Origin of the sequence: Streptomyces sp. BPTC-684 (genome assembly GCF_030028635.1) — a bacterium.
GTDB lineage: Bacteria > Actinomycetota > Actinomycetes > Streptomycetales > Streptomycetaceae > Streptomyces > Streptomyces noboritoensis.
The window spans coordinates 2,843,583-2,870,174 of record NZ_CP124863.1 but is presented as its reverse complement, the minus strand read 5'-3'; the positions used below and the strand labels follow the sequence as shown (position 1 = coordinate 2,870,174).

Genomic DNA, 26,592 nt, shown 5'->3' with positions numbered 1-26,592 from the left:
GGGCGGCGGTCCTCGGGCCCCGCCCGGGTCATCATCGAGGGATGACGACGCTTCACGGTCCGGGCACGCGCCGGACCCCCGAACCGGCCCGGCCGGTGCGGGCCTGGGTGCGCTCCTCGCCGGGGACGCACATCTGGCTGCTGGTCATCGCGATCACCAGCATCGTCATCGAACTGTCCAGCCAGGGCCTTGAGCACTATCTGCTGCACCGCAACAGCAGCAACATCCACGAGCTCACCAGGCACCCCGCCCAGTCGCTGTTCACCAGCGCCTTCTGGATCGAGAACCCGTCCTCGTTCCTGCTGTACCTGGTGCTCTTCGAGCTCGTCCACGCGCCGGTGGAGCGCTGGATCGGCACCGTGCGGTGGCTGGTCGCGGTCGCCGCCGCCCATGTCGCGGCCACGCTGGTCAGCCAGGAAGTGGTGCTGTGGAGCATCAAGAACCACGAGGTGCCCAAGCGGATGGCGCACGTCGTGGACATCGGGGTCAGCTACGGGCTCGCCGCTTCGGCGGGTCTCCTCGTGTACCGGCTGCCGCGGCCGTGGCGGTGGCTCTACCTCGCCTGTGTGGTCGCGTTCTTCGGGATCCCGCTGCTGACGGGTGGCACCTTCACGGACATCGGGCATGGGGTCGCGCTGGCCATCGGGCTGGCCTGCTGGCCGCTGACCAGGGGTAAATCAGTGGCTTCGAACGGACGTGCGGTGCACAGTGGTTGAGGGCCCCAGGGCCGACCGCTTCGAGCGCGCTACGGCGCGGGTCACCTTGGGGTACGGGATCGGTAAGGGGCGTCCACCCATGGCGGACGCCCCTTACATCACAGCTTTTCGCGGGCCACATCACAGCTCGCGCGGACGCGCTCACGCGCCCAGCAACTGCTCCAGGACCACCGCGATCCCGTCGTCCTCGTTGGACGCCGTGATCTCGTGGGCGACGGCCTTCAGCTCGTCGTGGGCGTTGGCCATGGCCACGCCGTGCTCGGCCCAGCCGAACATCGGGATGTCGTTGGGCATGTCGCCGAAAGCGATCGTGTCCGTCGACCGGCAGCCGAGCCGGCGCGCGGCCAGCGACAGGCCCGTCGCCTTGCTCAGGCCCAGCGGAAGCAGCTCCACCACGCCCTCGCCCGCCATCACCACGTCGACCAGGCTGCCGACGACCTGGCGCGCGATCCGCGCCAGCGCGTCGTCACCGAGCTCCGGGTGCTGGATGTAGACCTTGTTCAGCGGCGCCGACCACAACTCGGCGACCTGGTCGAAGGCGACGACCGGCAGCGAGCCCTCCTGGACCCGGTAGCCGGGGCCGACCAGCACCTCGCCGTCGAGCCCGTCCCGGCTCGCGGCCAGCGCCAGCGGGCCGACCTCGGCCTCTATCTTCGACAGAGCGAGCCCGGCCAGCTGGCGGTCCAGCGTCACCGAGGTCAGCAGCCGGTGCTCGCCCGCGTGGTAGACCTGTGCGCCCTGGCCGCACACCGCGAGCCCCTGGTACCCCAGGTCGTCCAGGATGTGCCGGGTCCAGGGGACCGCGCGGCCGGTCACCACGATGTGGGCCGCGCCCGCCGCGGTGGCCGCGGCGAGCGCTTCACGGGTGCGCTCCGAGACGGTCTCGTCGGAGCGCAGCAGCGTCCCGTCCAGATCGGTCGCGATCAGCTTGTACGGGAACGGCTTTCCCGGGGCGGTGCTCACTTGGCGATGGGCTCCAGCACCTCGCGGCCGCCCAGGTACGGGCGGAGCACGGCCGGGACGTGCACGGAGCCGTCGGCCTGCTGGTGGTTCTCCAGGATCGCCACGATGGTGCGCGGCACCGCGCACAGCGTGCCGTTCAGCGTCGCCAGCGGCTGGACCTTGCTCTTGCCGTCGGCGTTGTCGCGCATGCGCACGGACAGCCGGCGCGCCTGGAAGCCGTCGCAGTTGGAGGCGGAGGTCAGCTCGCGGTACTTGCCCTGCGTCGGGATCCACGCCTCGCAGTCGTACTTGCGCGAGGCCGAGGCGCCCAGGTCACCGGTGGCCACGTCGATCACCTGGAAGGGCAGTTCGAGGCCGGTCAGCCACTGCTTCTCCCAGTCCAGGAGCCGCTTGTGCTCGTTCTCGGCGTCGTCCGGGTGGACGTACGAGAACATCTCGACCTTGTCGAACTGGTGGACCCGGAAGATGCCCCGGGTGTCCTTGCCGTACGTACCGGCCTCGCGGCGGAAGCACGGCGAGAAGCCCGCGTAGCGCAGCGGCAGCTTCTCCGCGTCGATGATCTCGTCCATGTGGTACGCGGCGAGCGGGACCTCGGAGGTGCCGACCAGGTAGTAGTCGTCCTTCTCCAGGTGGTACACGTTCTCCGCGGCCTGGCCGAGGAAGCCGGTGCCCTCCATGGCGCGCGGGCGGACCAGCGCGGGGGTGAGCATCGGGATGAAGCCGGCCTCGGTGGCCTGCGCGATCGCCGCGTTGACCAGGGCGAGCTCCAGGAGCGCGCCGACGCCCGTCAGGTAGTAGAAGCGCGAGCCGGAGACCTTGGCGCCGCGCTCGACGTCGATGGCGCCCAGCGCCTCGCCGAGCTCCAGGTGGTCCTTGGGCTCGAAGCCCTCGGCCCCGAAGTCGCGGATGGTGCCGTGCGTCTCCAGGACGACGAAGTCCTCCTCGCCGCCGACCGGCACGTCCTCGTGGACGATGTTGCCGAGCTGGAGCAGGAGGTGCTTGGCCGCCTCGTCCGCCTCGTTCTGCTCGGCCTCGGCGCTCTTGACGTCGGCCTTGAGCTGCTCGGCCTTCTGCAGGAGCTCGGCGCGCTCCTCGGGCGAGGCCTTGGGGATGAGCTTGCCGAGCGCCTTCTGCTCGGAGCGCAGCTCGTCGAAGCGGACGCCGGACGACCTGCGCCGCTCGTCGGCTGAGAGCAGGGCGTCGACGAGCGCGACGTCCTCTCCACGGGCGCGCTGGGAGGCGCGAACACGGTCGGGGTCCTCACGGAGCAGGCGAAGGTCAATCACCCCTCCAGGCTACCGGTGCGGATCCCTGGCACCCCACCGGATATCCCCGCCGCGCCCGTTCCGCGTGTCGGTTTGCCCGAATTGACCGTATTGAGAAATGTGGTGGAGAAATTCCGGGGCGGGCGTCAATAAAGCCCGCCCTTTTCCCTGAAAAGAGGTGCTTTCCGGACTTCGGTTGACCGGACTCCCTTGCACCCCAAGGGACTTGTCCACAGAAGCGCACAGGCCGGGAAAGTTATCCACAGGGTGTGGGGAGTTCTTGTGGACCGCCCGGAAGATCCCTTCCCTGACGCGGTGCGGGGCCGAGGATTCCCAGTTCAAGCCTCTCCCACACACTCATTCGGGTGGGAATTGCTCGCTCTAAAGAGTTCATCAAGGGAATTGGGGTGACATCGCCCGTGCTGATCTCCTGTGGATGGATGCGTCGTCACTAGAGGTATTTGTCGACTCTGTCCAGTTGCGTTGTCGACTTACCCACAGGTCGAGAAGAGAGCCTGTGGATAACTTTGTGGACAGTGAAAATCAGCAGGTAGGACTGCGGGAGGGTCGGTGGAAAACCCGCCCGGGCATGACTCGCCCCGGGCGCGGCTCACCTCTGGCCCCGGCCCGCCGGGGCAGCGCTCAGGCCCGGCCGTCCTGGCTGCGCGCCAGCCACTCCGCCGCCGCCACGAACTCGGCGTCCGAGGTCCCCGGCCGCGCGGTGCGCACTTCGTCGGCCGTCACACCCGCGCGCGGGTACGAGCCGAGGAAGCGCACCTTCGGGCAGATCCGCTTCAGCCCCATCAGTGCCTCGCCGACGCGCCGGTCAGAGATGTGGCCCTCGGCATCTACCGCGAAGCAGTAGTTGCCGATGCCCGCACCCGTCGGCCGGGACTGGATGAGCATCAGGTTGACCCCGCGTACGGCGAACTCCTGGAGCAGTTCGAGCAGCGCGCCGGGGTGGTCGTCGCCCAGCCAGATCACCACGGACGTCTTGTCCGCACCGGTCGGCGCGGCCGGCCGGGCCGGGCGTCCCACCAGCACGAACCGCGTCTCCGCGTTCTCCGCGTCGTGGATCTCGGTGACCAGCGGTTCGAGCCCGTACGTCGCCGCCGCGAACTCGCCCGCGAACGCCGCGTCGAACCGGCCCTCCTGGACGAGGCGGGCGCCGTCCGCGTTGGACGCGGCCGACTCCCACAGCGCCTCGGGCAGATGCGTGCGCAGCCAGTTGCGCACCTGCGGCTGGGCCACCGGGTGCCCGGTCACCGTCTTGATGTCCGACAGCTTCGTCCCCGGCCGCACGAGCAGCGCGAAGGCGATCGGCAGCAGCACCTCGCGGTAGATCATCAGCGGCTCGCCGGAGGCCAGCTCGTCCAGGGTCGCGGTGACCCCGCCCTCCACCGAGTTCTCGATGGGCACGAGCGCGGCCGCGGCCTCCCCGTTGCGTACCGCGTCGAGCGCGGCGGGCACGGACACCATCGGCACCAGCTCACGGGTCGCCGCCTCCGGCAGCGTGCGCAGCGCGGCCTCGGTGAAGGTGCCTTCGGGACCCAGATAGGTGTATCGCGTGGCGGACATACCCGTCACCCTAATGGCCTGCCGTCACGGGCGAGGGCCGTCTCGAACGGTCAGGACCCACCGGCCACGGCTCACGACTCCAGCAGCAGCTGACCCACGTACTCGCCCGCGCGCGGGCCGCCGGGCACCGCGAACAGGCCGCTCGACTCGTGCCGGATGAACGCCGAAAGGGCGTCGCCCCGGTCGAGCTTGCGCTGCACCGGCACGAAGCCCCGCAGCGGGTCGGCCTGCCAGGCGACGAACAGCAGGCCCGCGTCCGGCACCCCGTCCGCCGAGATCCCGTCGTGGTACGAGAAGGCGCGCCGCAGCATCGCCGCGCCGCCGTTCTGCTCGGGCGCGGAGATCCGGGCGTGCGCGTTGTCCGGGATGACCAGCTTGCCGTCCGGGCCGAACTTGTCGAGCTGCATCGCGGTCGTCTCGGTACCCCCCGAAAGAGGGGCGCCGTTCGCCTTCTTGCGGCCGATCACCTGCTCCTGCTGGGCGAGGGGCACCTTCTCCCAGTCGTCGAGCAGCATCCTGATCCGGCGCACCACCGCGTACGAGCCGTTGGCCATCCACGCCGGCTTGCCGCTGTCCGGGACGAAGATCCGCTTCTCGAAGTCGCGGTCGGCGGGCTTGGGGTTGCCGGTGCCGTCGATCTGGCCCATCAGATTGCGGGCCGTCATCGGCTTCTTCGTGGCGCCGGGCGTCCGGTTGAAGCCGTTCATCTGCCAGCGCACCCGGGCCGCCGCGCCCGCGTCCTTCTGGAGCGCGCGCAGCGCGTGGAAGGCCACCAGGGCGTCGTCCGCGCCGATCTGCACCCACAGATCGCCGTTGGAGCGCTTGGGGTCCAGCCGGTCCGAGGAGAAGTCCGGCAGCGGGTCCAGCTCGACCGGGCGCTGCGCCACCAGGCCCGTACGGTCGAAGAAGGTGCGGCCGAAGCCGAAGGTGACGGTGAGCGAGGACGGGCCCGCGTCCAGCGCGACCCCGGTGTCCGCGCCCGTCGGCTCGCCCGCCATCAGCGCCTTCGCCGTCGCCGACCAGCGCCGCAGCAGCGCCGCCGCCTCCTTGCGCCCGGCGCCGGGTGCGAGGTCGAAGGCGATCAGATGGCCGCAGGCCTGAAGCGGAGTGGAGATCCCCGCTTGGTGTTTCACGTGAAACGCGACCTCGGTGGCGCCGACCGAGGACAGCTCGGGAGCCCCCGACCCGTCCGACTCGACGGCGGCGTGGATGAGCGCGCCGCCCGTCGCACCCAGCGCGACACCGGCCGCGCCCGCCGCTCCCACCGTGCCGAGCAGGCGCCGACGGGTCATGTCGACGGGCGCGTCGGTGCCGTCGGTGCTCTGGTTGATCTCGTTGATCTGGTCGGTCATGGGGTCCGTACTCAGCCGATCTTGATGTTCTTGTCGACGGTGACCTGGTCGATGTCGGAGGTCCGCACGGTCACGGACACCTGCCAGTCGCCCGGCATCGGGAGCTGGACGCCGGTCGCGCTCCAGTGTCCCCGGGTGATGCGCTCGGGCGCGACGGGCAGCGGGCCGATCGCCTTGGCGGTCAGCGTGAACGCGACCTTCACCTCCGGCGCGTCCAGCGGCTTGGCCGCCGCGTCGTCCGTCCACACGTGCATCTCGTTGGCGCCGGTGCGGCCCGGGTCCAGGGTGAGGCGGACGGTGCCCTTGCCGTTCTTGCCGCCGGTGTCGAAGGGGATGCGGATGCTGATCGGCCGGTCCGGCACGGCCACCTGGGTGGTCGACTGGGCGGCGGCCGCGGCCTCCTGCGTACGCCCCGGTTCGGTCGACGACAGGATCGTCGCCACGGCGAGCACCGCCACCGCGACCCCGGCCTCGGTGAGCACCGAGCGCCGCAGCCCCGACCGCTGCGGGTCGGCGTCGCGGATGCGCTTCTCGCGGGCGATCGTCATGGCGGCCTGCTGGCGGGCCAGCTGCTGGGCGCGCTTGCGGTCGGCCGGGCTCTTGGCGTCGTCCGGCACGGTCACCGGCTCCGGCTCCTCGGAGAGCTCCGGCTCGGCCGCCCGCCGCTCCACGATGGAGGCCGCCTCGGCCTCGGGGGCCGCGTGCTCGGAGAGCTGCCCGGTCCAGCGGCGCGAGATGTACGCGGCGGAGAGCAGCACCGCGATCAGCCCGACCTTCACGAGCAGGATCTGCCCGTAACCGGTCCCGGTCAGCGCGGACCAGGAGCCGACCTGGCGCCAGGCCTGGTAGACGCCGGTCGACGCCAGGACGGCCACGCTCCAGAAGGCGATCCGGGAGAACCGCCGCACCGCCGCCCGCTCCACCGAGGGCGTCAGGTGCAGCGCCACGAGCAGGGTCGCGAGCCCGCCCAGCCAGGTCGCCACGGACAGCAGGTGCACCACCGCGACGGGCATCGCGAGCGCCGTCTGGATGCCGGTCGAGGCGTGCTCGGCGAGTGCCCAGGTGGCGGCGATGCCCGCGGCCACCACGAAGCCGCCGATGGCGAGCCCGTAGGTGAGGTCCTTCTTCTCCTCGTTCTCGCGCTTGGCGTACGCGCCGAACAGTACGGAGATGAACAGCGCGGCGGCGCTGAGCAGCAGCAGCCGGGAGCTGAGCGCGGCACCGGACTTGGTCTGCAGGACCGCCTTGAGCCCGTCGAGGTCGAAGGCGTCCGCGAGCTCCCCGGAGCCGGTGTAGGGGGTCCGCAGGAGCAGCAGCGCGATGGTGGCCGCGGTCATCGTCAGCCAGCCGCCGACGACGAGCCGCTGCACCGGGCGCACCGAGGCGCCCCGCTGCCAGCAGGCAAGGACGAAGGCGCCGCCGCCGGTGAAGAGGATGAAGCCGGCGTACGCGGCGTAGCGCATGGTGTCGTAGAGGGCGCCGACCAGACCGCCGCCGACGTCCGGGGCGGACAGCGAGACGGTGGTCTTGGAGGGGGCTCCGATGGAGAACGTGAAGGCGCCCGCGACCGGGTGGCTGTCGGCCGAGACGGCCTGCCAGGCCACGGTGTAGGTGCCCTTGGGCAGTCCGTCGCGCAGGCTCACTCCGTACTTCACGATGGAGCCGCTGCACAGGTTGAGCAGTTCGCCGGTGTCGGCGCGCTTGCCGTTCGGGTCGAGGACCCGGATGGACTTGTCGTCCATGGCGACCTGCTCGGAGAAGGTGAGGTCGACGTCCTTGGGGGCGGAGGCGACCACCGCCCCGTCCTTCGGGTTGGTCGCGGTGACCGCGGCGTGCGCCGAGGCGGGGGAAGCGGTCGCGAACACCGCGCCGAGCAGGGCGGCCGCGACGAGCAGCAGCCGGGCCAGGGCGGTTCCGAAGCGTGGGGCGGTGGCCGTCATCGTCTGTTCAGTCCCTCATCCCTCAGTGGTGCTTCGGGTTGTAGGTGGATTCCTTGACCGGCAGTTCGACCCGGACCGTGCCGACCTTCTCGAAGTGCAGGTCGACGGCGACCTTGTCGCCCTGCTTCGGCTTCTTCTTCAGGCCCATGAACATGATGTGGTTGCCACCGCGTTCGAGGTCGAGCTCGCCGCCCGCCGGTATGTCGAAGGTCTTCACCTCCCGCATCTTCTGGTCCTTGGTCGCGTGCATCGTGACGTCGTCGGAGACGTCGCTGGTGACCTTGGTCAGCTTGTCCGCGGTCTTGCTGTCGTTCTTCACGACCAGGAAGCCGCCGGCCATGTCCGCGCTCACCGGTTCCGGCATGAACGCCTGGTCGATCTTCAGGTCGGGCTTGCCGTCGGAGCTGTCGGACGAGCAGCCCGCCAGCGCCAGTCCGGCGGTCAGGGCGATGACGGAGGTGAGGGTGGTGCGGCGGTTCACGGGTTTTCTCCAAGAATGATCTTCGGCAGGTCCTTCGTGTAGTCCTCTGCGGTGGCGGTGTCGCCGTACAGGACGTACCCCTGGTCGGTCTTCGGCGAGAAGGCGATGACCTGGGCGCCGTGCATGGACACGACCTTCCCGTCCTTGTCCTTCGTCGCCGGGTCGATACCGATGCCGATCGAGCGGGCCCCGGCCTGGATGGTCGGGAAGTCACCGGTCAGGCCGATGAACGACGGGTCCTGCGCCTTGAGCCACTTGCCGAGCGACTCGGGGGTGTCCCGGTCGGGGTCGGTGGTCACGAAGACGACCTGGAGCTTGTCCTGGTCGGCCTTGGGCAGGTGCTTCTTGGCGATGGCGATGTTGCTCATCGTCAGGGGGCACACGTCGGGGCAGTTGGTGTAGCCGAAGTAGATGAGGGTCGGCTTGCCCTTGGTCCGCTCACGGAAGTCGAACTTCTTGCCCTGGGTGTCGGTCAGGACGAAGTCAGGCTTGGTGAACGGCCGGTCGAGGACGGTGCCGGCCTTGTTGCTGGTGTCGGCGGAGACATCGGTGACGGGGCTCTTGGCCTTGTCGTCGCTGTCACCGCACGCGGTCAGTGTGAGCGCCGCCGCCACCGCGAAAGCGATGGCAGCAGGCACGTACTTGGTGCGCATGGGAAAAGTTTCCGGTCGGGGGGAGGGGCCTGGCGGGATTACGCGTCCCGGCGGCGTCCGGCGAGCACGCCGAAGGCCACACCGGCGACGCCGACGACGATGCCCACGACGCCGAGTGCGCGCGCGGTGTTGTCGTTGTCCTTGGAGTCCGAGGCGGCCTCGGTCTTCTTGTCGTCGTGCCCGGCCATGTCGTCGTCCTTCTTGTCGTCGGACGCGGGCGCGGCACCGCCGTGGTGGTCAGCGGTGGCGGCGGACAGCGCGAGAACCGGCGCCGGGTTCTCCGGCTCCTCGGCGCCCTTCTTCTGCTCCTCGATCCAGCGGGAGACATCGCCGTTGTCGTACGTCTGGACGGCCTTGAAGACCAGCTGGTCGGTGTCGGTGGGGAGCGCGCCGATGGAGAGCGGGAACTTCTGGAAGTAGCCGGGGGCGATCTTGCCGCCGCTCCAGGTCACCTTGGTGACGGCCTCGTTGATCTGCTTGCCGTGCATGGTCAGCGGCTTGTCGAGCTTGGACTTGGTGACCTCGATGTTCCAGCCCGGCAGCGCCTCCGGCTGGACGGACGCCAGCGGGTGGTCGGCCGGGAAGCTGACCTCGAGCTTGATCGTCGAGGCGTTGTCGCGCTCGTTGGGCACCTTGAAGTTGACGACGGCGTAGCCGCCCTTCGCGGCCGTTCCCTCGGGCTGTACGCCGACGTGCGCGAGGGCAGGGCCGGCCAGCATCAGGACGGACGAGCCGGCGACGGCACCGACGACGGCGATACGGCGGGAAACGTTCATGGCGGAGACACTCCAGTCAGCAGGAAGGTCAGTGGTGACGGTCCGGAGCGCGGATGCGCGCGGACTCCACGGACCACTCCTGGGACGGGTGTCGTCTGGCTTCTTACGGAGTGGGCCGCGTCAGGCTGCGAGGGCGTATACGGCGGGCGGCCCGCGCCTGATCACCGAGTGCTGGAGTGCTTCCCCGGCCGGCGGCAGGGGAGTGGCGAGCCGGCCGAGCGGAAGGCGCGGGCCGTGCCCGGGCGCCCCCGGCAGACCGGCGAGCAGAGCTCGTACGAACCCGAGAGCGGCGCGCAGCGAACGTGCGCACGCCCCTTCGGCGGCGGTGGTGGCGGCCTGGGCGGAGAGCCGCACCAGACGGAAGAGCGCGGCCTCGCCGCGGCGCAGCAGCCAGCCGGTCAGCAGCGCGGCAAGCAGATGGCCGAGAAGCATGGGGAGCGACGGGAACAGTCCGGCCAGGACGCTGTGCGTCGAGGCGGAACCGGTCATCCCGGGCATTCCGGCCATGGGGCCGTGTGCGGCGGAGGTGGCACCGGAGGGCGGGCGCAGGCCCGCGTCGGTGACGATCCGTCGCGCGTCCGAGGCCGTCAGCTGGGCCGACGCGGCCGGGCCGCAGACCAGCTTGGCGGCGAGCCGCAGCAGCGAGGTGTCGCCGGTGGCCCCGTTGCCGGAGGCGGCGGCCGTGTGCTGGCCGATGCCGAACAGGGAGTGCAGCCCGAGCTGCCCGGCGGCCAGGGCGCCCGCGATGGACGGCAGCGTGCGCTCCCGTCCGGCGAGCGGCGCGGCGACCGCGAACACCCCGAGGAACCCGGCGAGCAGCGTCCACCAGGGGACCGTCGCACAGGCGGCCAGGACGTGCCCGAGCGCGGACAGCACGACGCAGACCGCGGCGAAGACCGCGGCCCTCAGCAGCCGGAGACCGGCTCCTGCGTCGGTGTGTCGGGCGTGTCGGGCAGACATGGCGGGGCCATCATCGCACCAGCCTTACCCGTCCCATACGGCAGGTCCACAAGGTGCCGTATTCCTGTGATGATCACATTCTTCCCCGGCTGTCCGAAACCGGACGGGTGGCCGGTCGCCGCGCCCATACACCGGTACGGGGAGCGCCCACATCCGCCGAATGAGCGCTATCACGTCAAGTCCGTGCTTACGAACCACGGGTTGCGGCAATACGTAGGGGTATGTCGAGCCGCAGCCAGGAGGCCGGAGCATGAGCATCTGGTGGTCACTCCATTTGCGGCGCGAGGCCGCGAGCGTTCCGCTCGCACGTCGTCTACTGCTCGGCACCATGGAGACCGCGGGCGTCGATCCGGACATCTCCTACGACCTGTCGGTCGCACTCGGCGAAGCGTGTGCGAACGCGGTCGAGCACGGTGGGGACGAAGGGTCCGGCACCTCGGCGGCGTACCGGGTGACCGCGTATCTGGACGGCGAGAAATGCCGTATCGAGGTCGCCGACTCGGGGCCGGGCTTTCCCGTACGACGAGGCCGTCGCACCGCAGCACGGATGAACAGCACATTGGGCTCCGCCATGGCGGAGCACGGCAGAGGACTCTGTCTGATCGAGCAGCTCGCCGACCACGTCCACTTCGGCAACCGGCCGGGCAGAGGCGCCGTGGTGAGCTTCGACAAGATCCTGAAGTGGCGGGAGGGCGCCCTCCTCAACGTCTCGTGACCACGACGCGGGCGTGAGCGGCGGTACGAGAAGAGCCCGGCCACCCCGAGGGGCGACCGGGCTCCGGCACTCGCGGCGGCGTCAGCCCTGCTTGACCCGCGCCATCCACGCCTCGACCTCGTCGGCCCGGCGCGGCAGCGAGGCCGACAGGTTCTCGTTGCCGTCCTCGGTCACCAGGATGTCGTCCTCGATCCGGACGCCGATGCCCCGGTACTCCTCGGGCACGGTCAGGTCGTCGGCCTGGAAGTACAGACCGGGCTCGACGGTCAGGCACATGCCCGGCTCCAGGTCGCCCGCTACGTACGTCTCGGTGCGCGCGGCGGCGCAGTCGTGGACGTCCATGCCGAGCATGTGGCCGGTGCCGTGCAGGGTCCAGCGGCGCTGGAGGCCGAGCTCCAGGACCTTCTCCACGTCCAGGTCGCCGAACAGGCCCCACTCGACGAGCTTCTCGGCGAGGACGCGCTGGGCGGCGTCGTGGAAGGCGCGGTAGGGGGCGCCCGGCTTCACCGCGGCGATACCGGCCTCCTGGGCCTCGTACACCGCGTCGTAGATCTTCCGCTGGAGCGGCGAGAACGTGCCGTTGATCGGCAGCGTGCGCGTGACGTCCGCGGTGTACAGCTCGTTGGTCTCGACGCCGGCGTCGAGCAGGAGCAGCTCGCCCGGGCGCACGGCGCCGTCGTTGCGCACCCAGTGCAGGGTGGTGGCGTGCGGGCCGGCCGCGCAGATCGAGCCGTAGCCGATGTCGTTGCCCTCGACGCGGGCGCGCAGGAAGAACGTTCCTTCGATGTAGCGCTCGCTGGTCGCCTCGGCCTTGTCGAGCACCTTGACGACGTCCTCGAAGCCGCGCGCGGTGGCGTCGCAGGCCTTGCGCAGCTCGGAGACCTCGAAGGCGTCCTTCACCAGGCGCGCCTCGGACAGGTACTCCCGCAGCTCCTCGTCGCGCTCGGCGGTGACCTTGTCGGTGAGCGCCGCCTCGATGCCGGCGTCGTGGCCGCGCACGTTGCGGACCGGGCCGGTGGCCTCCTTGAGCGCGGCGGCCAGCTCGCGGACGTCCTTGGCCGGGATCCCGAGGAGCTGCTCGGCCTCGCCCAGCGAGTGGCGCCGGCCGACCCACAGCTCGCCCTGGCCGTCCAGCCAGAACTCGCCGTTCTCCCGGTCGGAGCGGGGCAGCAGGTAGATCGTCGCCCGGTGGCCGTCGCCCTTGGGCTCCAGGACCAGCACGCCGTCCTGCGTCTGGTCGCCGGTGAGGTACGCGTACTCGGTGGAGGCGCGGAAGCTGTACTCGGTGTCGTTCGAGCGGGTCTTCAGATTGCCCGCGGGGATCACCAGGCGCTCGCCGGGGAAGCGCTCGGACAGCGCGGCGCGGCGGTCGGCGGTGTGCGCGGCCTGGGCGATCGGCTCAAGGCCGTGCAGCTCGGTGTCGGCCCAGCCGGACTTCATGTTCTCGGCCAGCTCGTCGGACACGCCCGGGTACAGGCCGTTCTTGCGCTGCTTGATCGGCTGCTCTTCCGACTCTTCCGGGGTCTCCGGGGTGAGCTGCTCGGCCACGGTCTGCCTCCACTTAGTACGACATTGGACCTCCGTCCATCGTACGGGCGGGTGGAAAAGGGTCCAGGGCCGTAGGGCCTGTTACACCCCGTAGGCGACCGCTACCGGGGCCGAGGCCGTCCGCGGCCTGCGCCACGGCCCCTTCCAGGCCCGCGGAGCCGCCCGGGCCGCTACCCGAAGCGGGCCGCGAGCAGCACCACGTCCTCGCCGCAGCCCGACGCGTCGAGCCCGTCCGGCAGCACGGTCCGCAGGACGTGGTCGGCGATCGCGCCCGGGTCGTCGCGGGCGGCCCTCGGAACGCTCGCGGCCGCCGCGTGGAGGCGGGCGAAGGCCCGGTCCATCGGGTCGCCGGTGCGGTGGAGCAGCCCGTCGGTGTACAGCAGCACCGTTTCTCCGGCCGCGGGCCGGATCTCCACGCTGGGCGCCTCCCAGCACGCCAGCATCCCCAGCGGCGCGGAGAGCGAGGTCTCCACGTACTCGGTGCGGCGCTCGCCGACGATCAGCGGCGGCGCGTGCCCGGCCCCGGCGAGGACGATCTTGCCGCGCGTGGGCTCGCAGTACGCGAAGAGCGCGGTCGCCGAGCGGGCAGGCTCGGTCAGCCGCAGCAGCAGTTCGAGGTCGGAGAGGACGGCGACCGGGTCCTCGCCCTCCATCACCGCGTACGCCCGCAGGCTGGCGCGCAGCCGGCCCATCGCGGCGACGGCGCTCGGCCCGGACCCGGTGACGGACCCGACCGCGAGGCCGAGCGCGCCCTCGGGCAGCGGCAGCGCGTCGTACCAGTCGCCGCCGCCGCGCGGCCCGGTGCGGTGGCGGGCGGCGAGCTGCACCCGGGCCACCCGGGGCAGTCTGCTGGGCAGCAGCTCCTCGGTGACGGTGGCGAGCCGGGTGCGCGCGCGGTCCAGCTCGACCAGCCGGGCCACGTGCTCGGCGGCCTGGCGCAGATAGAGCCCGACGAGGTGGCGGCGGCGCTCGGGCGGCTCGGCGGGCTCGTCGTAGAGCCAGACCGCCGCGCCCATGCGGTCGCCCGCGTCGGTGGTGAGGGGCAGCGCGTAGCTGGCGGCGTAGCCGAGCCGGGCGGCGACCTCGCGGTGGCGCGGGTCGGGGCCGGGGCCGCTGCCCGCCTCGCCGACCAGGTCGGAGCCGCCGTCGGCGTCGGGGAGGCCGTCGAGGATCCTGCCGTACGGGGTGGCGCTGCGCGGGACCGTCTCGATGTGGCCGAGGTCGGCGTGGGCGAGGCCGAGGCCGGTGGTGACGGCGGGGCCCAGACCGTCGGCGGGCTCCAGGACGACCAGGCCGCGCCGGGCACCGACCAGCGCGGCACCGGCCCGCAGCAGCTCGTTGAGGGCGTCGTCGAGCACGTAGGTGCGGGAGAGGCGCTCGGTGAGTTCGTGCAGCGTGGTGAGGTCGGAGACCCAGCCGGCCAGCCGGTCCTGGATCACTGCTCCGGGGCCCGTGGGAGAGGCGGGGGTGGATGTGGGCAGAGGCGCAGAAGTGTGCGCGGGGGGCGGGACGGCTGGATCGATTCCAGCCACTTTCGGCAGGTGTGGGGCGCTCATGGCAGTCGGCTTTCCGACCGGTCGATTCCGCTCAATAGCATCGCAAACCCCCATGTCAATCTGCGCCGCCATCAATGCATCCAGATGTACACGCACAAGTAAGGGGATGTCCAGCATTGTCATAGCGGGATTGTTGGTGTCCGGGGGGTGTTCAACTTGGCGGAAAAATGCCCCCTGTGGCCCATCTCTGGGGTCGACTGAGGGCGTTCAAGAGCGCGTCATATCGAGCGGGTTGGGTACGTACTCGGTGATGGCCAGGGGCAGTTGACGGTGTCCCGGAACCCGGCGGCGGGCCAGGGCGTCTTAACAGCCGACGGCCGCGCCCCATCCCCGAGTGGCGGGGTTTTTGCACAAGGGACGGCAAGCGCCACGCGCACGCCACCCCTCGCCATGCGTTTAATGGTCACAGCCCACGCTCGGTCCTGACGGGTTACCCGTACCGCAGGCTCGCAGAGCTCATAGAGCATGTACGCGCAGTGAAGTGATGCACACATGGTGTGATGTGGACCTCGGCGTTCAACGGAAAGGAACGAGCGCTCATGCGCGAGATCCTCGGAAGGCGACGCAGGCTCCGGTTCCGGCGCAGTGAAAGGGCTGCTCAGCTTGGCGCCGCGCTGACCTGCGCGACCGAGTGGAAATGGCCCGTACTCCCAGGTGTGGGACTCAAGGCGGCCGGCGGCCGCGGTGACCGGGGCCGCGGCTGTGCCTGTCCCGACCCCGATTGCGCCGTCCCGGGGGCGCACCCCTTCGACCCGGGGCTCCTCGCGGCCTCGACCGACGAACGCCTGGTGCGCTGGTGGTGGACCAACCGCCCGGCCGCCCCCGTGCTCCTTGCGACGGGCGGCACGGCCCCGTGCGCGGTGAGCCTCCCGGCTGTCGCCGGGGCGCGGGCGCTCGTGGTCCTCGACGAGATGGGCATCCGGCTCGGCCCGGTGGTGGCGACGCCCACCCGGTGGTCGCTGCTTGTGGCTCCGTACTCGATGGAACGTCTGGGTGACCTCCTCTACTCCAAGGACTGGGTGCCGAGTTCGCTCCGCTTCCACGGAGAGGGCGGATATCTGGTGCTGCCCCCGTCCGAGACGGGCAAGGGGCAGGTGCGCTGGGAGCGGGCTCCGCTGCCGGGGTCGGCCAGGCCCTGGCTGCCGGACGTGGAGGCGGTGGTGGACGCGCTGGTCGCGGCGTCGACCAGCGCACCGGACGGCGGGTCCCGGCTCGCGTACTGACAGCGCGGGGGCGGGTGGTGTTCGCGCGTGGGGTCGGTACGTCGGCCGGCTCGCGCACCGAGCCGGTGACCCGGTCCGCGTACTGGGCGTACTGGGTCAGCGAACGGGACGGGCGCTGAGTTCCCGCCGGAGCCCGGTGTCACTCGTTCGGGTGTGAGAGCGCCCCACTTGTACGGGAAACGGGCGCTCGGATCACCGGGCGCCCGGTTTCCGTCGCTATCTTCGGCCCACCGCAGGAATTCCATGGGATGGGTGGGCCGCCGTGAACCTCCGCATGATCGGTATCGGGGCCGTGGTGGTGTTCACGGTGCTGCTGCCGCTGGCGGCTTCGGCCGGACCGGCCGAAGAGCCGGAGCCGACGGGGGCCGAGTCCGCGGGCGGCGATCCCGCCCGGACGGATCCCACCCGTGCCGAGGCGGCCGACTCCGTGGGGGCGGACTCCGTGAGGCCTGACTCCGATGGGCCCGATTCCGTTCGGTCCGGTGGCTCCGGCTACGTAACGGACGACTCCGTACCGGACGATGCGAAGCGGGTTCCTCACGCGCGCGTGGGCGATGCGTCCCCCGAGCCGGCCGCCCACTGCGGGCCCGAACTCGTCTCGCCCGACGGCGTCGAGGCGCAGACCTGTGTGCTGACCGAGGGCCACGACGCCTGGGCGCGCACCTACTACCGCAATGCCACGGGCGGACGGTTGCGCTCGGTGCTCACCCTGATGGGGCCGGGCGGCCACACCGTACAGACGAACTGTGCCGTCGGTGCGGGAGATCAACCGGGGGTGTGCGAGACGCCGAGGGGGCCCGTGAGGGGAAAACCTGGCGCGTACTCGGCGGTCGCGGAGTTCGCCGGAACGGGCGATGACGCGCCTCTGCTGCTGCGCTCCGGGTCCAATGCGGCCGACGGTGCGGCGCTCAACTCGGCGGCGGGCGCGGCTCGTTGAGAGGCAAACGGCCACGTGGGCGCGTGCGGCGAACCGGAAGAGGAAATGGAAGGGCCCGATCGCTGGCGACGGGGGATGCACCAGCGACCGGGCTCTTAGAACGGTAACAAGAGATCTGTCATTCGCAAATTCGATCTCGGTTATTCGGACACCGATTTATCTGCGACCACCGGGAGTTGTGACGCGGGTCACCTGTCCCGTGACAGGAATGGTCACGCTCAGCTCAAGGTCACCTGGCGGTTGGTGAGGCCGCCTCGCGCCCTGCGCTCCTCCGGCGTGAGCGGCGACTCGTCCGCCAGCGCCGCCGCCAGACGCTCCGCGAACGCGGCGGCGGGCTTCTCGCACTCCTCGGCCGTCATCGAGCTCGGCAGGTCCCAGACCGGCACGGTCAGACCGTGCGCCCGGAACGAGCCGACGAGCCGGGTGCCCTCGCCGAGCGAGGAGGTGCCGGCCGCGTGCAGCCGGGCGAGCGCGTCCAGAAGGCGCTCCTCCGCGTGCGGCATGACCCACCGCAGGTGGTTCTTCTCGGGCGTCTCGCACCAGTAGGACGAGTCGACCGACGTGAGCCGTACGGTCGGGATCGCGGCCGCGTTGGCGCGCTCCAGGGAGGCGGACACCTCGGGGGTGGCGTTCTCCGAGTCCGGCACCCAGAACTCGAACCCGCTGTGCACGGCGGGCTCGAACGCGGCGGCCGGGTCCAGCAGGTCCTGGAGGCGGGGACCCTGCGGGTCGACGCGCTGGGCGGCGACCGGCGTACCCGGCTCCGCCGTCAACGCGCGCGTGAGCGTGTCCGCCAGGTCGCGGCTGATGTCGCCGGACGGCGTGTCGTTCTGCAGGCCGAGCAGCACCGAGCCGTCGTCGCGGCGCAGCGCGGGCCACGCCATCGGCAGGACGGTCGCGAGCGTCACGGACGGCACACCCTCGGGCAGCCCGCCCTTGAGGGTGAGTTCGACGGTCGCGGCGGGGACCAGCTCGCGCAGCGCGACCCAGTCGCACTCGCCCGCCAGGCCCTCGAACGGGCGCTGGACCAGCTCGGTCACGGCGTGCGAGGCGGCCCGGCCGTGGCAGGCCTTGTAGCGGCGGCCGGAGCCGCACGGACAGGGCTCACGGGCCCCGACGACCGGCACCTCCCCGTCCTTGAGCTGCGGCGCGGCGGCCTTCGTCTGGGGGCGCTTCTTGGCCATGGTGTGGCTCTCTCCCGACTGCGGTGGTGCGGTGTCGCTGTGTCGGGCGCGAGCCTAGCCGTACGGGTCGGCACACGGCGTGCGGCTCGGTGCAAGTCGTACGGCGCGGTCCGCGTACGGGGGTGGGTGCGGGCCTCACGGGTGGGCCCGGGCGCGGCGCGCGGGGTTCGTGGTGCGAGGCGGCCCGGCGAGCGGGGTCCGGCCGTGTGAGGTGCGCGGCTGCTCGGCCCGGCGGTGGGCGCGCGGCCAGGTCCCCGACGGCGTCCTGGGCTCAGTCCAGGTCGTCGAAGGCGTCCGCGAATTCCAGTCCCGGCATCGCCACGCGCGCGACGAAGTCGTCCGGGGCGGGCCCGCGGCCGTTCTCGCGCCCCTGCGCCAGGTCGTACCCGGCGGTGATGATCACCCAGACGGTCACCTCGCCGGACGCGCTGTCCCGTACGCCCCAGTCCTGGGCGAGCGCGCTGATGATGTTCAGACCGCGGCCCCCGCGCGCGGTGACCGAGGGTGTGGCCGGAATCGGCCGGGTCGGGCCGCCGCCGTCGGTCACTTCGACCGTCAGCCGGCCCGCCTTGTCGATGCGCCAGGCGGCCCGCACGTCCCCGTCGCCCACGTCCGCGCGCCCCAGCGGTCTGCCGTGCCGACAGGCATTGCTGAGCAGTTCGGAAAGGACCAGTACGGCATCGTCCACGACCGGCTCGGACACCCCGCTGCCGAGCAGTTGCTCACGCATCCGGTGTCTTGCCTTGCCCACGCCCGCAGGGCCGTGGGGCACGGCCATGCTCGACGACGTGGGCACCTCCTGTGCCACCACCAACGCCACCCCCGAGACCTCCTTCACCCCCACGCCACGGTGTGGATGCCCCAATGGACTGGACCGGAAACCGGCCAACCGGTGTCCGGTGACGCACTCGTAACGATCGAATACGGACCGAACGCGCCGGTGCACTCCCTGTCACCAGTATTACTGGTGACACGAGTGGGGAGGACGACTACGTAGGCGGCGCTCCCAGGGCGCTTTTGCGGCGCTTCGAGAGGTCCCGGGGGTGCCCCGCGTACGTGTCTCAGAGGCGGCCCAACTGACGCAGGACCTGCTTCGGGCGGTTGGTGATGATGGCCTCGACCCCGAGGCGTACGCACAGTTCGACATCCTCCGGCTCGTTCACCGTCCAGACGTGGACCTGGTGGCCCGCCGCGTGCAACCGGTCGATGTAGCCGGGGTGATTGCGGACGATCCGCATGCCGGGGCCCGCGATCCGCGCACCCGCGGGCAGCCGTCCGTCGCGCAGCCGGGGCGACAGGAACTGCATCAGGTAGACGGTCGGGATGTCCGGCGCGGCCGCGGCGACGCGGTGCAGGGAGCGCGCGGAGAAGCTCATGATGCGTACGGGCGAGGTCTCCCCGGCCGGCGGCGGCTCGGTCAGACCGAACCGCTTGAGCAGTTGGAGCAGCCGGTCCTCGACCTGCCCGGCCCAGCGGGTGGGGTGCTTGGTCTCGATGGCCAGCTCGATGCGGCGGCCCGCGTCGGCGACGAGCTCCAGGAGCCGTTCGAGGGTGAGGACGGAGGTGAAGGACGGGTCGCCCCAGTCCGGGCTCTCCTCGCTGTCCTTCCAGGAGCCGAAGTCGAGCGCCGAGAGCTCGGAGAGCTCCAGGGCGGAGACGGCGCCGCGGCCGTTGGAGGTCCGGTTGACGCGGCGGTCGTGGACGCAGACGAGATGGCCGTCGGCGGTGAGCCGGACGTCGCACTCGAGGGCGTCCGCGCCGTCCTCGATGGCCTTCACGTATGCGGCGAGGGTGTGCTCGGGCGCGTCCTCGGAGGCGCCGCGGTGGGCGACCACCTGGACGGAGGCCCGGTGGGGCGTATGACTGTCGTGCTGCCGTGCTTGGGTCACCGCGTCATCGTGCCACTGCGACGGGGGTGAGGGGCGGCTTGAGGGCGGGCGCCCTGCTGCCGGGAGCACGAATACACAGCTCCTGCTTACAGTGGCCTGACAGCTTGTGGGAAAAACTGAGCGCTGACATGTCCACACGTCCGCACCGTGCGGTACGCGATTGTCGGACCCCTGGCGCACCATGGTCGGTGTCGCGTCCCCAAGCCGAAATCTACCGACCCCGAGACTGAGTGGAACCGAGGAGAGAGAGCTGTGAGCACCGAGAACGAGGGCACCGCGGTCCCGGCCGTCCCGCCTGCCCCGTCGTCAGCACCGCCCGCGCCTCCCGCCCCTCCCGTGACGTCCCAGGAGGCCGCGGCGCCGTCCCCGGCGACCGAGCCCGCGGCCACGCACGCGACGCCGGAGCCGGCGGCCGCGCCGGAGACGGCGAGCGTGCAGGGGTCGACCTCCGTACAAGCGCCGACCTCCGTACAGGAGACGGCCCCCGCGCAGGAGTCCGCGCACCAGGCGCATGAGCCCGTCACGGCGCAGCTGCCCGGCCCGGTGCCGGCCGAGCCGTACGGCGGGGCGCCCGCCACGCACGCGCAGGGGCCCGCCGGCGGCTGGCCGACGCCCCCGCCCGCGCTGCCCGCGTACGGCGGCGGAGGCGGCGGCCCGGTCTGGGGCGCGCCCGTGCCCGAGCCGCAGGGTCCGCGCCGCCGCGGCGGACTGGTCGCGGCCGTCCTGGCGGCCGCGCTGGTCGCGGGCGGCGTCGGCGGTGCCATCGGCTACTGGGCGGCGGACCGCGAGGACGGCTCCGGCGGCTCGACCACGGTCTCCGCGTCCGACACCCCGAAGGACTTCAAGCGCGACCCGGGCACGGTCGCGGCGGTCGCCGCGAAGGCGCTGCCGAGCGTCGTGACGATCCAGGCGGAGGGCAGCGACGGCGAGGGCGGCACCGGCACCGGATTCGTCTACGACCGGGAGGGCCACATCGTCACCAACAACCACGTGGTGGCCTCCGCCGCCAACAGCGGCAAGCTGTCGGCGACGTTCTCCAACGGCAAGAAGTACGACGCCGAGGTGGTCGGCCGGGCGCAGGGCTACGACGTGGCCGTCATCAAGCTCAAGAACGCCCCGTCCAACCTGGTTCCGCTCGCCCTCGGCAACTCGGACCAGGTGGCCGTCGGCGACTCGACCATCGCGATCGGCGCGCCCTTCGGCCTCTCCAACACGGTCACCACGGGCATCATCAGCGCCAAGAACCGCCCGGTGGCGTCCAGCGACGGCGCCAACTCCAGGGCGTCGTACATGAGCGCCCTGCAGACCGACGCCTCCATCAACCCGGGCAACTCGGGCGGCCCGCTGCTCGATTCGCGCGGCGCGGTCATCGGCATCAACTCGGCCATCCAGTCGGCCGGCAGCGGCGGCTTCGGCCAGTCGCAGGCGGGCTCGATCGGCCTGGGCTTCGCGATCCCTGTCAACCAGGCGAAGAACGTGGCGGAGCAGCTGATCAAGACCGGCAAGCCGGTCTACCCGGTGATCGGCGCGACCGTCACCATGGAGGAGAAGGGTCAGGGCGCCAAGATCTCCGCGCAGGCGTCCGGTGGCACCCCGGCCGTGGTGTCCGGCGGCCCGGCGGACAAGGTGGGCCTCAAGCCCGGCGACGTCATCACCAAGTTCGGCGACACGGTGATCGACAGCGGCCCGACCCTGATCAGCGAGATCTGGACGCACAAGCCGGGCGACCAGGTCCAGCTGACGTACAAGCGCGACGGCAAGGAGTCGACGGTCACGGTCACGCTGGGCGAGCGCACGGGCGACAGCTGACCACCACCGACGCGGCAACTGCCATGGAGGCCCGGCCGTCCCCCGGCCGGGCCTCCGCACCAGGATGCCCCCTCCGCTAGGCTGTAGCAGCCCCGCCGCCGGTCGGCCCGGGGCAAGGGTGGGTTGCCCGAGCGGCCTAAGGGAACGGTCTTGAAAACCGTCGTGGCGCGAGTCACCGTGGGTTCAAATCCCACACCCACCGCGTGTATGGGCCGTATGGCCCGTGAAAAAAAGAGGTGCCCCGGAAGTCCGGGGCACCTCTCTTTCGGTCCTGGGTGTGATCCGTGGCGCCTCTCTCCGCCGAGTCTCTACGGCGAGGCACTCGGCCCGTACGGATCAGACGCGGCCCGCGGCGCGGCGGCGGCGCAGCAGGGTGAAGCCGGCGGCGCCGAGGGCCGCGGCGCCCGTGCCGCCCGCGTACAGCGCGGTCCTGTCACCGCCCTGCTCCTTGACCTCGGCACCGGCGGCGACGCCGCCCTTGGGGACGGTCTGGCTGCCCGCCGTGTGGGCGGACGGGGCCGGGGCGGGCGTGGTGGTCGTCTTGGCCGGGGTCGCCGTCGCGCAGCCCTTGGGCAGGGACGGGAACGCGCTCATCCGGTAAGGGGTGTTGCCGCCCTGGGTGCGCTGGCCCAGCTGCGGCGCCGCGGTGTTCGCGTCGACGATCTTGACGCCCATGTCGGGGCTGGCGGGGTGGGCGCGGTCCGCGGTGGCGAGCACCTTGCTGCCGTACCGCAGCTGGGCCTTCGGGCCGGTCGGGCCGTTGGTCAGCTTCACCGAGGAGCCCGCGCCGAAGACGCTGGGGACGATCCGGGTCACGGTGCAGCCGGAGCGCGTGCTGATGAACTCCGAGGAGAGCTTGCCGGTCGAGCCGCTGAGGACCACGTACATCCCGTGGACGTACGCGTCGAGGAGCTCGCCGCCGGCCTCGGTCTCCAGGATCTTGACCGCGTGGCCCTTGGTGGTGAACTCAGCGCGGTAGTGCCCCGGGGCGAACTTGTGCACGTGGACCGTCTCGCCGTTGACCAGCTTGTACGAGGTGTCGCCGCCCAGGTCGGTGCCGCAGCCCGCGGGAAGCTTGGGGAACGGGGTGTTCTTCGCCGCGTGCTCACCGCCCTTGGCCCACTGGGAGAACGTCGGAACGGCCAGGCTCGTTCCCGTGACGGCGATACCGGCCGCCGCGTCCTTCGTGCGGGCCTTGTCGACCATGGCGACGACCTTGCCCTTGCCGTCCTTGAGCTCGGCCTTCGGGCCCGACTCGGCGCGGTTGGTCAGCGTCACCGACATGCCCGTGCGCACCGAGGGGACGGTCGCGACCGACGTGCACTTCTCGGGGGCGGAGGCCGCGGCGCCGGCCGGCGTGGCGGCGAGTGCGGCGGACGGGGTGAGGAGGGCCCCGGCGAGTGCGACGGTGGCGATCGCGGCGTGGACGGTGACGCGGCGGGAGGTGTAGGTCGACATGAACGACTCCATGAAGCTGGACGGCCATCTGGGCCGGAGTGAGTGAGGAGGCGGAGAGTCGCAATGCCGCCCCCTCTGTCGGGTGGGGCCGTTGAGGCTGGGCGGTGGCTGCGGAAGAAAATCTATGCAGCGGCTGTGAGGGAACCGTACGGGCCATGTCACGGGCGTGTGACAGAGGATCAGCCCGCTGACCTGCTTCGATGCCGTGTGAACACGAGGTGCCGACAGCTGGACGGGTAAGGGACTCGCCCTATGGGCAACGCCCCTTACAGGCATACCTACTTGTGCGACACCCGCACTCCTGCGTACGCCTTCGCTTCGTATCTCTACGTACGTACGACTGCCCTCAGTACGCCGTCGTCAGCCGTGCCGCCGACGCGATCGTCGCCCGTGCCTCCCGCTCGGTGAGGCCGGTGCGGATCGCGGCGGCGGTGAGGCGGTCGGCCAGGGCGTCGCCGATGCCGTTCTCGTAGGCGCGGCAGGCGGCCCAGAAGAGGCGGGTGTTGCGCTGGCCCTCGTGGGCGGCGAGGACGAACTGCACCAGGCCGTGGCCCCGGTCCGTGCCGTACGCCCGGGAGTGCTGGGCACGTGCCGGGGGCGTGAGCAGATCGAGGAGCGCGTCGGGGCAGGGAGCGGGCGCCAGATGGGCCGTGCCCGGGGCGAGCCGGTAGACGCCGTTGCCGGTCAGCGAGCCGGGGCCGACCAGATAGCCGCCCGCGCCCCGGACGTCGATCCCGGGCGCGAGGCGGCTCGCGGAGTTCGGGACGACCCGGTCGGGCGGACCCGTCAGCCAGATGTGCCGCCCGCCGCTCGGAGTGATCACCACGACGGTCTCGGGGATCGTGAACAGATGCCGCAGCGCCAGGTGTTGGAGGGCCGCCACGGACTCGGGCGGCGGGTCGGCGGCGAGCGGCATGAAGGGCGACGGCGGCGACGGCCGCAGCGCCCCCGGCTCGCGCTGGGGCGGGACCGATGCCCCTGCCGCCGTCCCTGTCGGCGAAACCGGCTTCATCGTGTCCAGGTCGATCCCGATGAGGTGGTGCGGCGGCCGCCCGCAGGCGATGCCGTACCCGGTGGCCCAGGGCGCGGCCGCGAACAGCGCGCGTACGGCCGCCGGGTCCGTGGTCGCGTCGTGCACCCCGTGGCCCGGCAGCCCGCACTCGCCCCGGCAGAGCGCGGGCTGCGGCTCGTCGTGGTGCGGCGAGCGCAGCGCGGGGAGCTTCGAACGGGACAGCGGAATGACGGGGAGCCCGCGCTCGGCGACGGAGAGAGCGTGGGCGAGGGCCAGGGTGGAGGCATGCCGGTCGATGGTGGCCATGCCTTCCATGTTCGTACGAGTGTTCGAAAAAGGGAAGCGGGAAACGGCTCGGGTTCGAGCGGGGGCGGGGAGCACGAGAGGGGCGGGTGCGACCGGACGGATGTGGGGCGCGGGCTGACCGGCTGTGAGGGCTCGGTCCGGGCGAATACGGGCTCGGACGGGGCGGGAGATGGGTGTGTGCCAGGTGGGGTACGGGCGTCCGTCACCCGGGTGACAGGAGAGTGGCGCGGAAGATTGGCCGAAAATGCGCTGAAACGGTTCTCCTCCCTTGAGGGCCGGTGTGTGGCGCGGTGCACCTGGGTCGGCGGGAGGGCTCTGGGGTTTTGGAGGCGCGTTGGTGGTTTATCGACATGTCCTCACGCTTGCGGGCGAAACGCGTCGACTGGGCTGGTTCGACGGGGATTCGGTGGGCAACTCTGATCTCGCGACGTCGCAACAGCGTCCGGGGCGGTCGGCCAACTTCCCTGGAACAAGCCGTACTTCTGGTTCCTGGAGGAATAGACATGGCACACATCCGTACCGCCCGCGTCATCGCCGCCGTTGCCGCCCTGCCTCTCGCAGTGGGGCTCTTCACGGGGGTGGCCGCCGCGGACAACGGCGCCTTCTCGGACCACGGATCGAATGCGGCGGTGGCGACCGTCAGTGGGAGCGGCGTCGGGCACGACAACAACGGGAACTCGTCCACCACGCAGCAGCAGGCGGTGGGTTCCGGCGCCTCGAACCAGAGCAACACCGCCCAGGTGAACGGCTCCGCCTTCACGGCGATCCGTCAGGACAACGTGGCGGTCAACTTCACCAACCTCTGGTGAGCCGGGGCCCCTCGGGGTCGGGGTCAGTGGGGTGAACGACTGCCCGGGTGGCGGCGCTGCGGCGCGGCTACCCGGGCGGTTGTGTGTCCGGGTGGCACGGGCGCGGGCACAGGTGAGGCCGTACGCATGGGCACCGGCATGAGCATTGACAGGGCAGCCGCATCTGACGGACAGTCAGAAACCCTGATCCGTATCGTACGTCCGGACTCCGGAGGCCGCCGCCGTGCACCTCGCCCCGACCGAACGCCAGCAGCGCCTGCGCGCCGAACTCCGCGCGTACTTCCGCGCCTTGATGCCGGACGGCGCGGGCAGCGCGGGCGGCGCCTCACATGGTGGCGATCCGGAGGGCGGAGGTCAGGACGGCGACGATCCGGCAGCGCAGCGCGCCCTGCTCCGGCGCATCGGTGCCGACGGGATGCTGGGGCTCGGCTGGCCCGTCGAGTACGGCGGTCAGGGGCGCGGCCCCGACGAGCAGTTCGTCTTCTTCGACGAGGCGTACCGCGCGGGCGCCCCCGTCTCGATGGTCACGCTGAACACCGTGGGACCGACCCTGATGCGGTACGGGACCGAGGAGCAGAAGGCGTACTTCCTGCCCCGGATCCTCGCCGGCGAGCTCGTCTTCGCCATCGGCTACAGCGAGCCGGAGGCCGGGACCGACCTCGCCTCGCTGCGGACCCGGGCCGTACGGGACGGCCGGGACTGGCTGATCGACGGCCAGAAGACCTTCACCTCCAACGCTCAGAACGCCGACTGGATCTGGCTCGCCTGCCGCACGGACCCGTCGGCGCCGAAGCACCGGGGCATCTCGATCATCCTGGTCCCGACCGACGCGCCGGGCTTCTCGTGGACCCCGATCGGCACCGTGGGCGGCCTGACCACGACGGCCACGTACTACGACGGGATCCGCGTCCCGACCGGGAACCTGGTCGGCGAGGAGAACTGCGGATGGGGGCTGATCACCAACCAGCTCAACCACGAGCGGGTCGCGCTCGCCGCGATCGGCATGCAGGCCGAGGATTTCTACGAGGCGGCGCTCGCCCGCGCCCGTACCCCCGATCCGGTGACCGGGCGGCGCAGGGTTGACGAGCCGTGGGTGCGTTCCAGGATCGCCGAGACGCATGCCCGGCTGGCGGCGAATCGCCTGCTCAACTGGCGTTTGGTGGGGGATGTGGGGACGGGTTCGCTGGCCCCCGGCGACGCGAGCGGCGTGAAGTTCATGGGAACCGAATCGGCCGTCGAGGTGTATCGAATGTGCCAGGAGATCACGGGGGAAGCGGCGCTGGTGCGGCGGGGTTCGCCGGGCGCCGTGGGGGACGGGGAGCTGGAGCGGATGAACAGGGCGGCACAGATCAATACGTTCGGGGGCGGGGTGAGCGAGGTGCAGCGGGAGATCGTCGCGACGATGCGGCTCGGGATGAAGAGGGGGCGTAGGTAGGTGAGCGAGAAGGTGTCCGCGAGCCCG

The 26,592-nt window shown here is 71.4% G+C and carries 22 protein-coding genes, 1 tRNA gene and 1 pseudogene; 8 read left to right on the top strand and 16 right to left on the bottom strand.

Going from position 1 to position 26,592, the window contains the following annotated elements; all coding sequences use genetic code 11:
* The first annotated feature begins 41 nt into the window (after positions 1–41).
* Positions 42–716, top strand: a complete 675-nt coding sequence (locus QIY60_RS12760; RefSeq protein WP_283142520.1) for a rhomboid-like protein — start codon at positions 42–44, stop codon at positions 714–716.
* A 141-nt stretch (positions 717–857) separates the two neighbouring features.
* Here QIY60_RS12760 and QIY60_RS12755 read toward each other — a convergent pair whose 3' ends face one another.
* The 9 genes from QIY60_RS12755 to QIY60_RS12715 all read right to left on the bottom strand — a co-directional run bounded on the left by QIY60_RS12755 (position 858) and on the right by QIY60_RS12715 (position 10,684).
* Positions 858–1,679: an HAD family hydrolase gene (locus tag QIY60_RS12755; protein ID WP_283142519.1), complete on the bottom strand. Its 822-nt coding sequence runs from the start codon at positions 1,677–1,679 to the stop codon at positions 858–860.
* Positions 1,676–2,965 (bottom strand): serine--tRNA ligase, encoded by a 1,290-nt coding sequence (serS, locus tag QIY60_RS12750; RefSeq protein ID WP_283142518.1) that lies wholly within the window; start codon positions 2,963–2,965, stop codon positions 1,676–1,678. The genes QIY60_RS12755 and serS overlap by 4 nt, the downstream gene beginning before the upstream one ends.
* Positions 2,966–3,586: 621 nt before the next feature.
* Positions 3,587–4,522, bottom strand: coding sequence for a prephenate dehydratase (pheA, locus tag QIY60_RS12745; RefSeq protein ID WP_283142517.1), 936 nt, complete (start codon positions 4,520–4,522; stop codon positions 3,587–3,589).
* A gap of 71 nt (positions 4,523–4,593) precedes the next feature.
* Complete coding sequence (efeB, locus tag QIY60_RS12740) at positions 4,594–5,874, bottom strand: iron uptake transporter deferrochelatase/peroxidase subunit (protein WP_283142516.1); 1,281 nt, start codon at positions 5,872–5,874, stop codon at positions 4,594–4,596.
* Positions 5,875–5,885: 11 nt separating this feature from the next.
* Positions 5,886–7,814, bottom strand: coding sequence for a copper resistance protein CopC (locus QIY60_RS12735; RefSeq protein WP_283142515.1), 1,929 nt, complete (start codon positions 7,812–7,814; stop codon positions 5,886–5,888).
* Positions 7,815–7,836: 22 nt separating this feature from the next.
* Entirely contained in the window at positions 7,837–8,295 is a 459-nt protein-coding gene (locus tag QIY60_RS12730) for a copper chaperone PCu(A)C (protein ID WP_283142514.1), read from the bottom strand.
* A complete protein-coding gene (locus tag QIY60_RS12725; protein WP_283142513.1) occupies positions 8,292–8,948 on the bottom strand; it encodes an SCO family protein in 657 nt (218 codons plus the stop codon). Before QIY60_RS12725 ends, QIY60_RS12730 begins: the two co-directional genes overlap by 4 nt.
* A 38-nt stretch (positions 8,949–8,986) precedes the next feature.
* Entirely contained in the window at positions 8,987–9,724 is a 738-nt protein-coding gene (locus QIY60_RS12720; RefSeq protein WP_283142512.1) for a YcnI family protein, read from the bottom strand.
* Positions 9,725–9,844: 120 nt separating this feature from the next.
* A complete protein-coding gene (locus QIY60_RS12715; protein ID WP_283142511.1) occupies positions 9,845–10,684 on the bottom strand; it encodes a hypothetical protein in 840 nt (279 codons plus the stop codon).
* 250 nt (positions 10,685–10,934) lie between these two features.
* Between QIY60_RS12715 and QIY60_RS12710 the strand changes: the two genes are divergently transcribed.
* Positions 10,935–11,399 carry an ATP-binding protein gene (locus QIY60_RS12710; RefSeq protein WP_067162271.1) on the top strand — a complete coding sequence of 155 codons (465 nt, stop codon included), beginning with the start codon at positions 10,935–10,937 and terminating at the stop codon, positions 11,397–11,399.
* Between the two features lie 81 nt (positions 11,400–11,480).
* Here QIY60_RS12710 and QIY60_RS12705 read toward each other — a convergent pair whose 3' ends face one another.
* Together QIY60_RS12705 and QIY60_RS12700 are read right to left on the bottom strand one after the other, a co-directional pair.
* The gene (locus QIY60_RS12705) at positions 11,481–12,947 is read right to left on the bottom strand and encodes an aminopeptidase P family protein (protein ID WP_283142510.1); all 1,467 of its coding nucleotides are present in this window, start codon (positions 12,945–12,947) and stop codon (positions 11,481–11,483) included.
* A gap of 170 nt (positions 12,948–13,117) precedes the next feature.
* Complete coding sequence (locus QIY60_RS12700; protein WP_283145909.1) at positions 13,118–14,620, bottom strand: PP2C family protein-serine/threonine phosphatase; 1,503 nt, start codon at positions 14,618–14,620, stop codon at positions 13,118–13,120.
* 422 nt (positions 14,621–15,042) lie between these two features.
* Here QIY60_RS12700 and QIY60_RS12695 point away from each other — a divergent pair, with 422 nt between their 5' ends.
* Positions 15,043–15,726, top strand: coding sequence for a bifunctional DNA primase/polymerase (locus tag QIY60_RS12695; protein ID WP_101389223.1), 684 nt, complete (start codon positions 15,043–15,045; stop codon positions 15,724–15,726).
* 262 nt (positions 15,727–15,988) lie between these two features.
* Complete coding sequence (locus QIY60_RS12690) at positions 15,989–16,663, top strand: hypothetical protein (protein ID WP_283142509.1); 675 nt, start codon at positions 15,989–15,991, stop codon at positions 16,661–16,663.
* A 218-nt stretch (positions 16,664–16,881) separates the two neighbouring features.
* Here QIY60_RS12690 and QIY60_RS12685 read toward each other — a convergent pair whose 3' ends face one another.
* From QIY60_RS12685 to QIY60_RS12675, 3 genes and pseudogenes are all read right to left on the bottom strand, one after another.
* On the bottom strand, positions 16,882–17,847 hold the full coding sequence (locus QIY60_RS12685; RefSeq protein ID WP_283142508.1) for a DUF5926 family protein: 966 nt from the start codon (positions 17,845–17,847) through the stop codon (positions 16,882–16,884).
* Positions 17,848–18,118: 271 nt separating this feature from the next.
* Positions 18,119–18,755, bottom strand: a pseudogene (locus QIY60_RS12680) (ATP-binding protein).
* Positions 18,756–18,908: 153 nt separating this feature from the next.
* Positions 18,909–19,736: a glycerophosphodiester phosphodiesterase gene (locus tag QIY60_RS12675; protein WP_283142507.1), complete on the bottom strand. Its 828-nt coding sequence runs from the start codon at positions 19,734–19,736 to the stop codon at positions 18,909–18,911.
* Between the two features lie 252 nt (positions 19,737–19,988).
* On the opposite strand from QIY60_RS12675, the gene QIY60_RS12670 reads away from it, so the two are divergent.
* Positions 19,989–21,545, top strand: a complete 1,557-nt coding sequence (locus tag QIY60_RS12670; protein WP_283142506.1) for a trypsin-like peptidase domain-containing protein — start codon at positions 19,989–19,991, stop codon at positions 21,543–21,545.
* Positions 21,546–21,662: 117 nt separating this feature from the next.
* Positions 21,663–21,747 (top strand) — tRNA-Ser (locus QIY60_RS12665).
* 134 nt (positions 21,748–21,881) lie between these two features.
* On the opposite strand, the gene QIY60_RS12660 is transcribed toward QIY60_RS12665, so the two are convergent.
* Positions 21,882–23,003, bottom strand: coding sequence for a hypothetical protein (locus QIY60_RS12660; protein WP_283142505.1), 1,122 nt, complete (start codon positions 23,001–23,003; stop codon positions 21,882–21,884).
* 346 nt (positions 23,004–23,349) lie between these two features.
* Entirely contained in the window at positions 23,350–24,321 is a 972-nt protein-coding gene (locus QIY60_RS12655; protein WP_283142504.1) for a bifunctional DNA primase/polymerase, read from the bottom strand.
* A 503-nt stretch (positions 24,322–24,824) separates the two neighbouring features.
* Between QIY60_RS12655 and QIY60_RS12650 the strand changes: the two genes are divergently transcribed.
* Positions 24,825–25,130, top strand: a complete 306-nt coding sequence (locus QIY60_RS12650; protein ID WP_283142503.1) for a hypothetical protein — start codon at positions 24,825–24,827, stop codon at positions 25,128–25,130.
* Between the two features lie 223 nt (positions 25,131–25,353).
* Positions 25,354–26,565 (top strand): acyl-CoA dehydrogenase family protein, encoded by a 1,212-nt coding sequence (locus tag QIY60_RS12645; RefSeq protein ID WP_283142502.1) that lies wholly within the window; start codon positions 25,354–25,356, stop codon positions 26,563–26,565.
* The last annotated feature ends 27 nt before the right edge of the window (positions 26,566–26,592 follow it).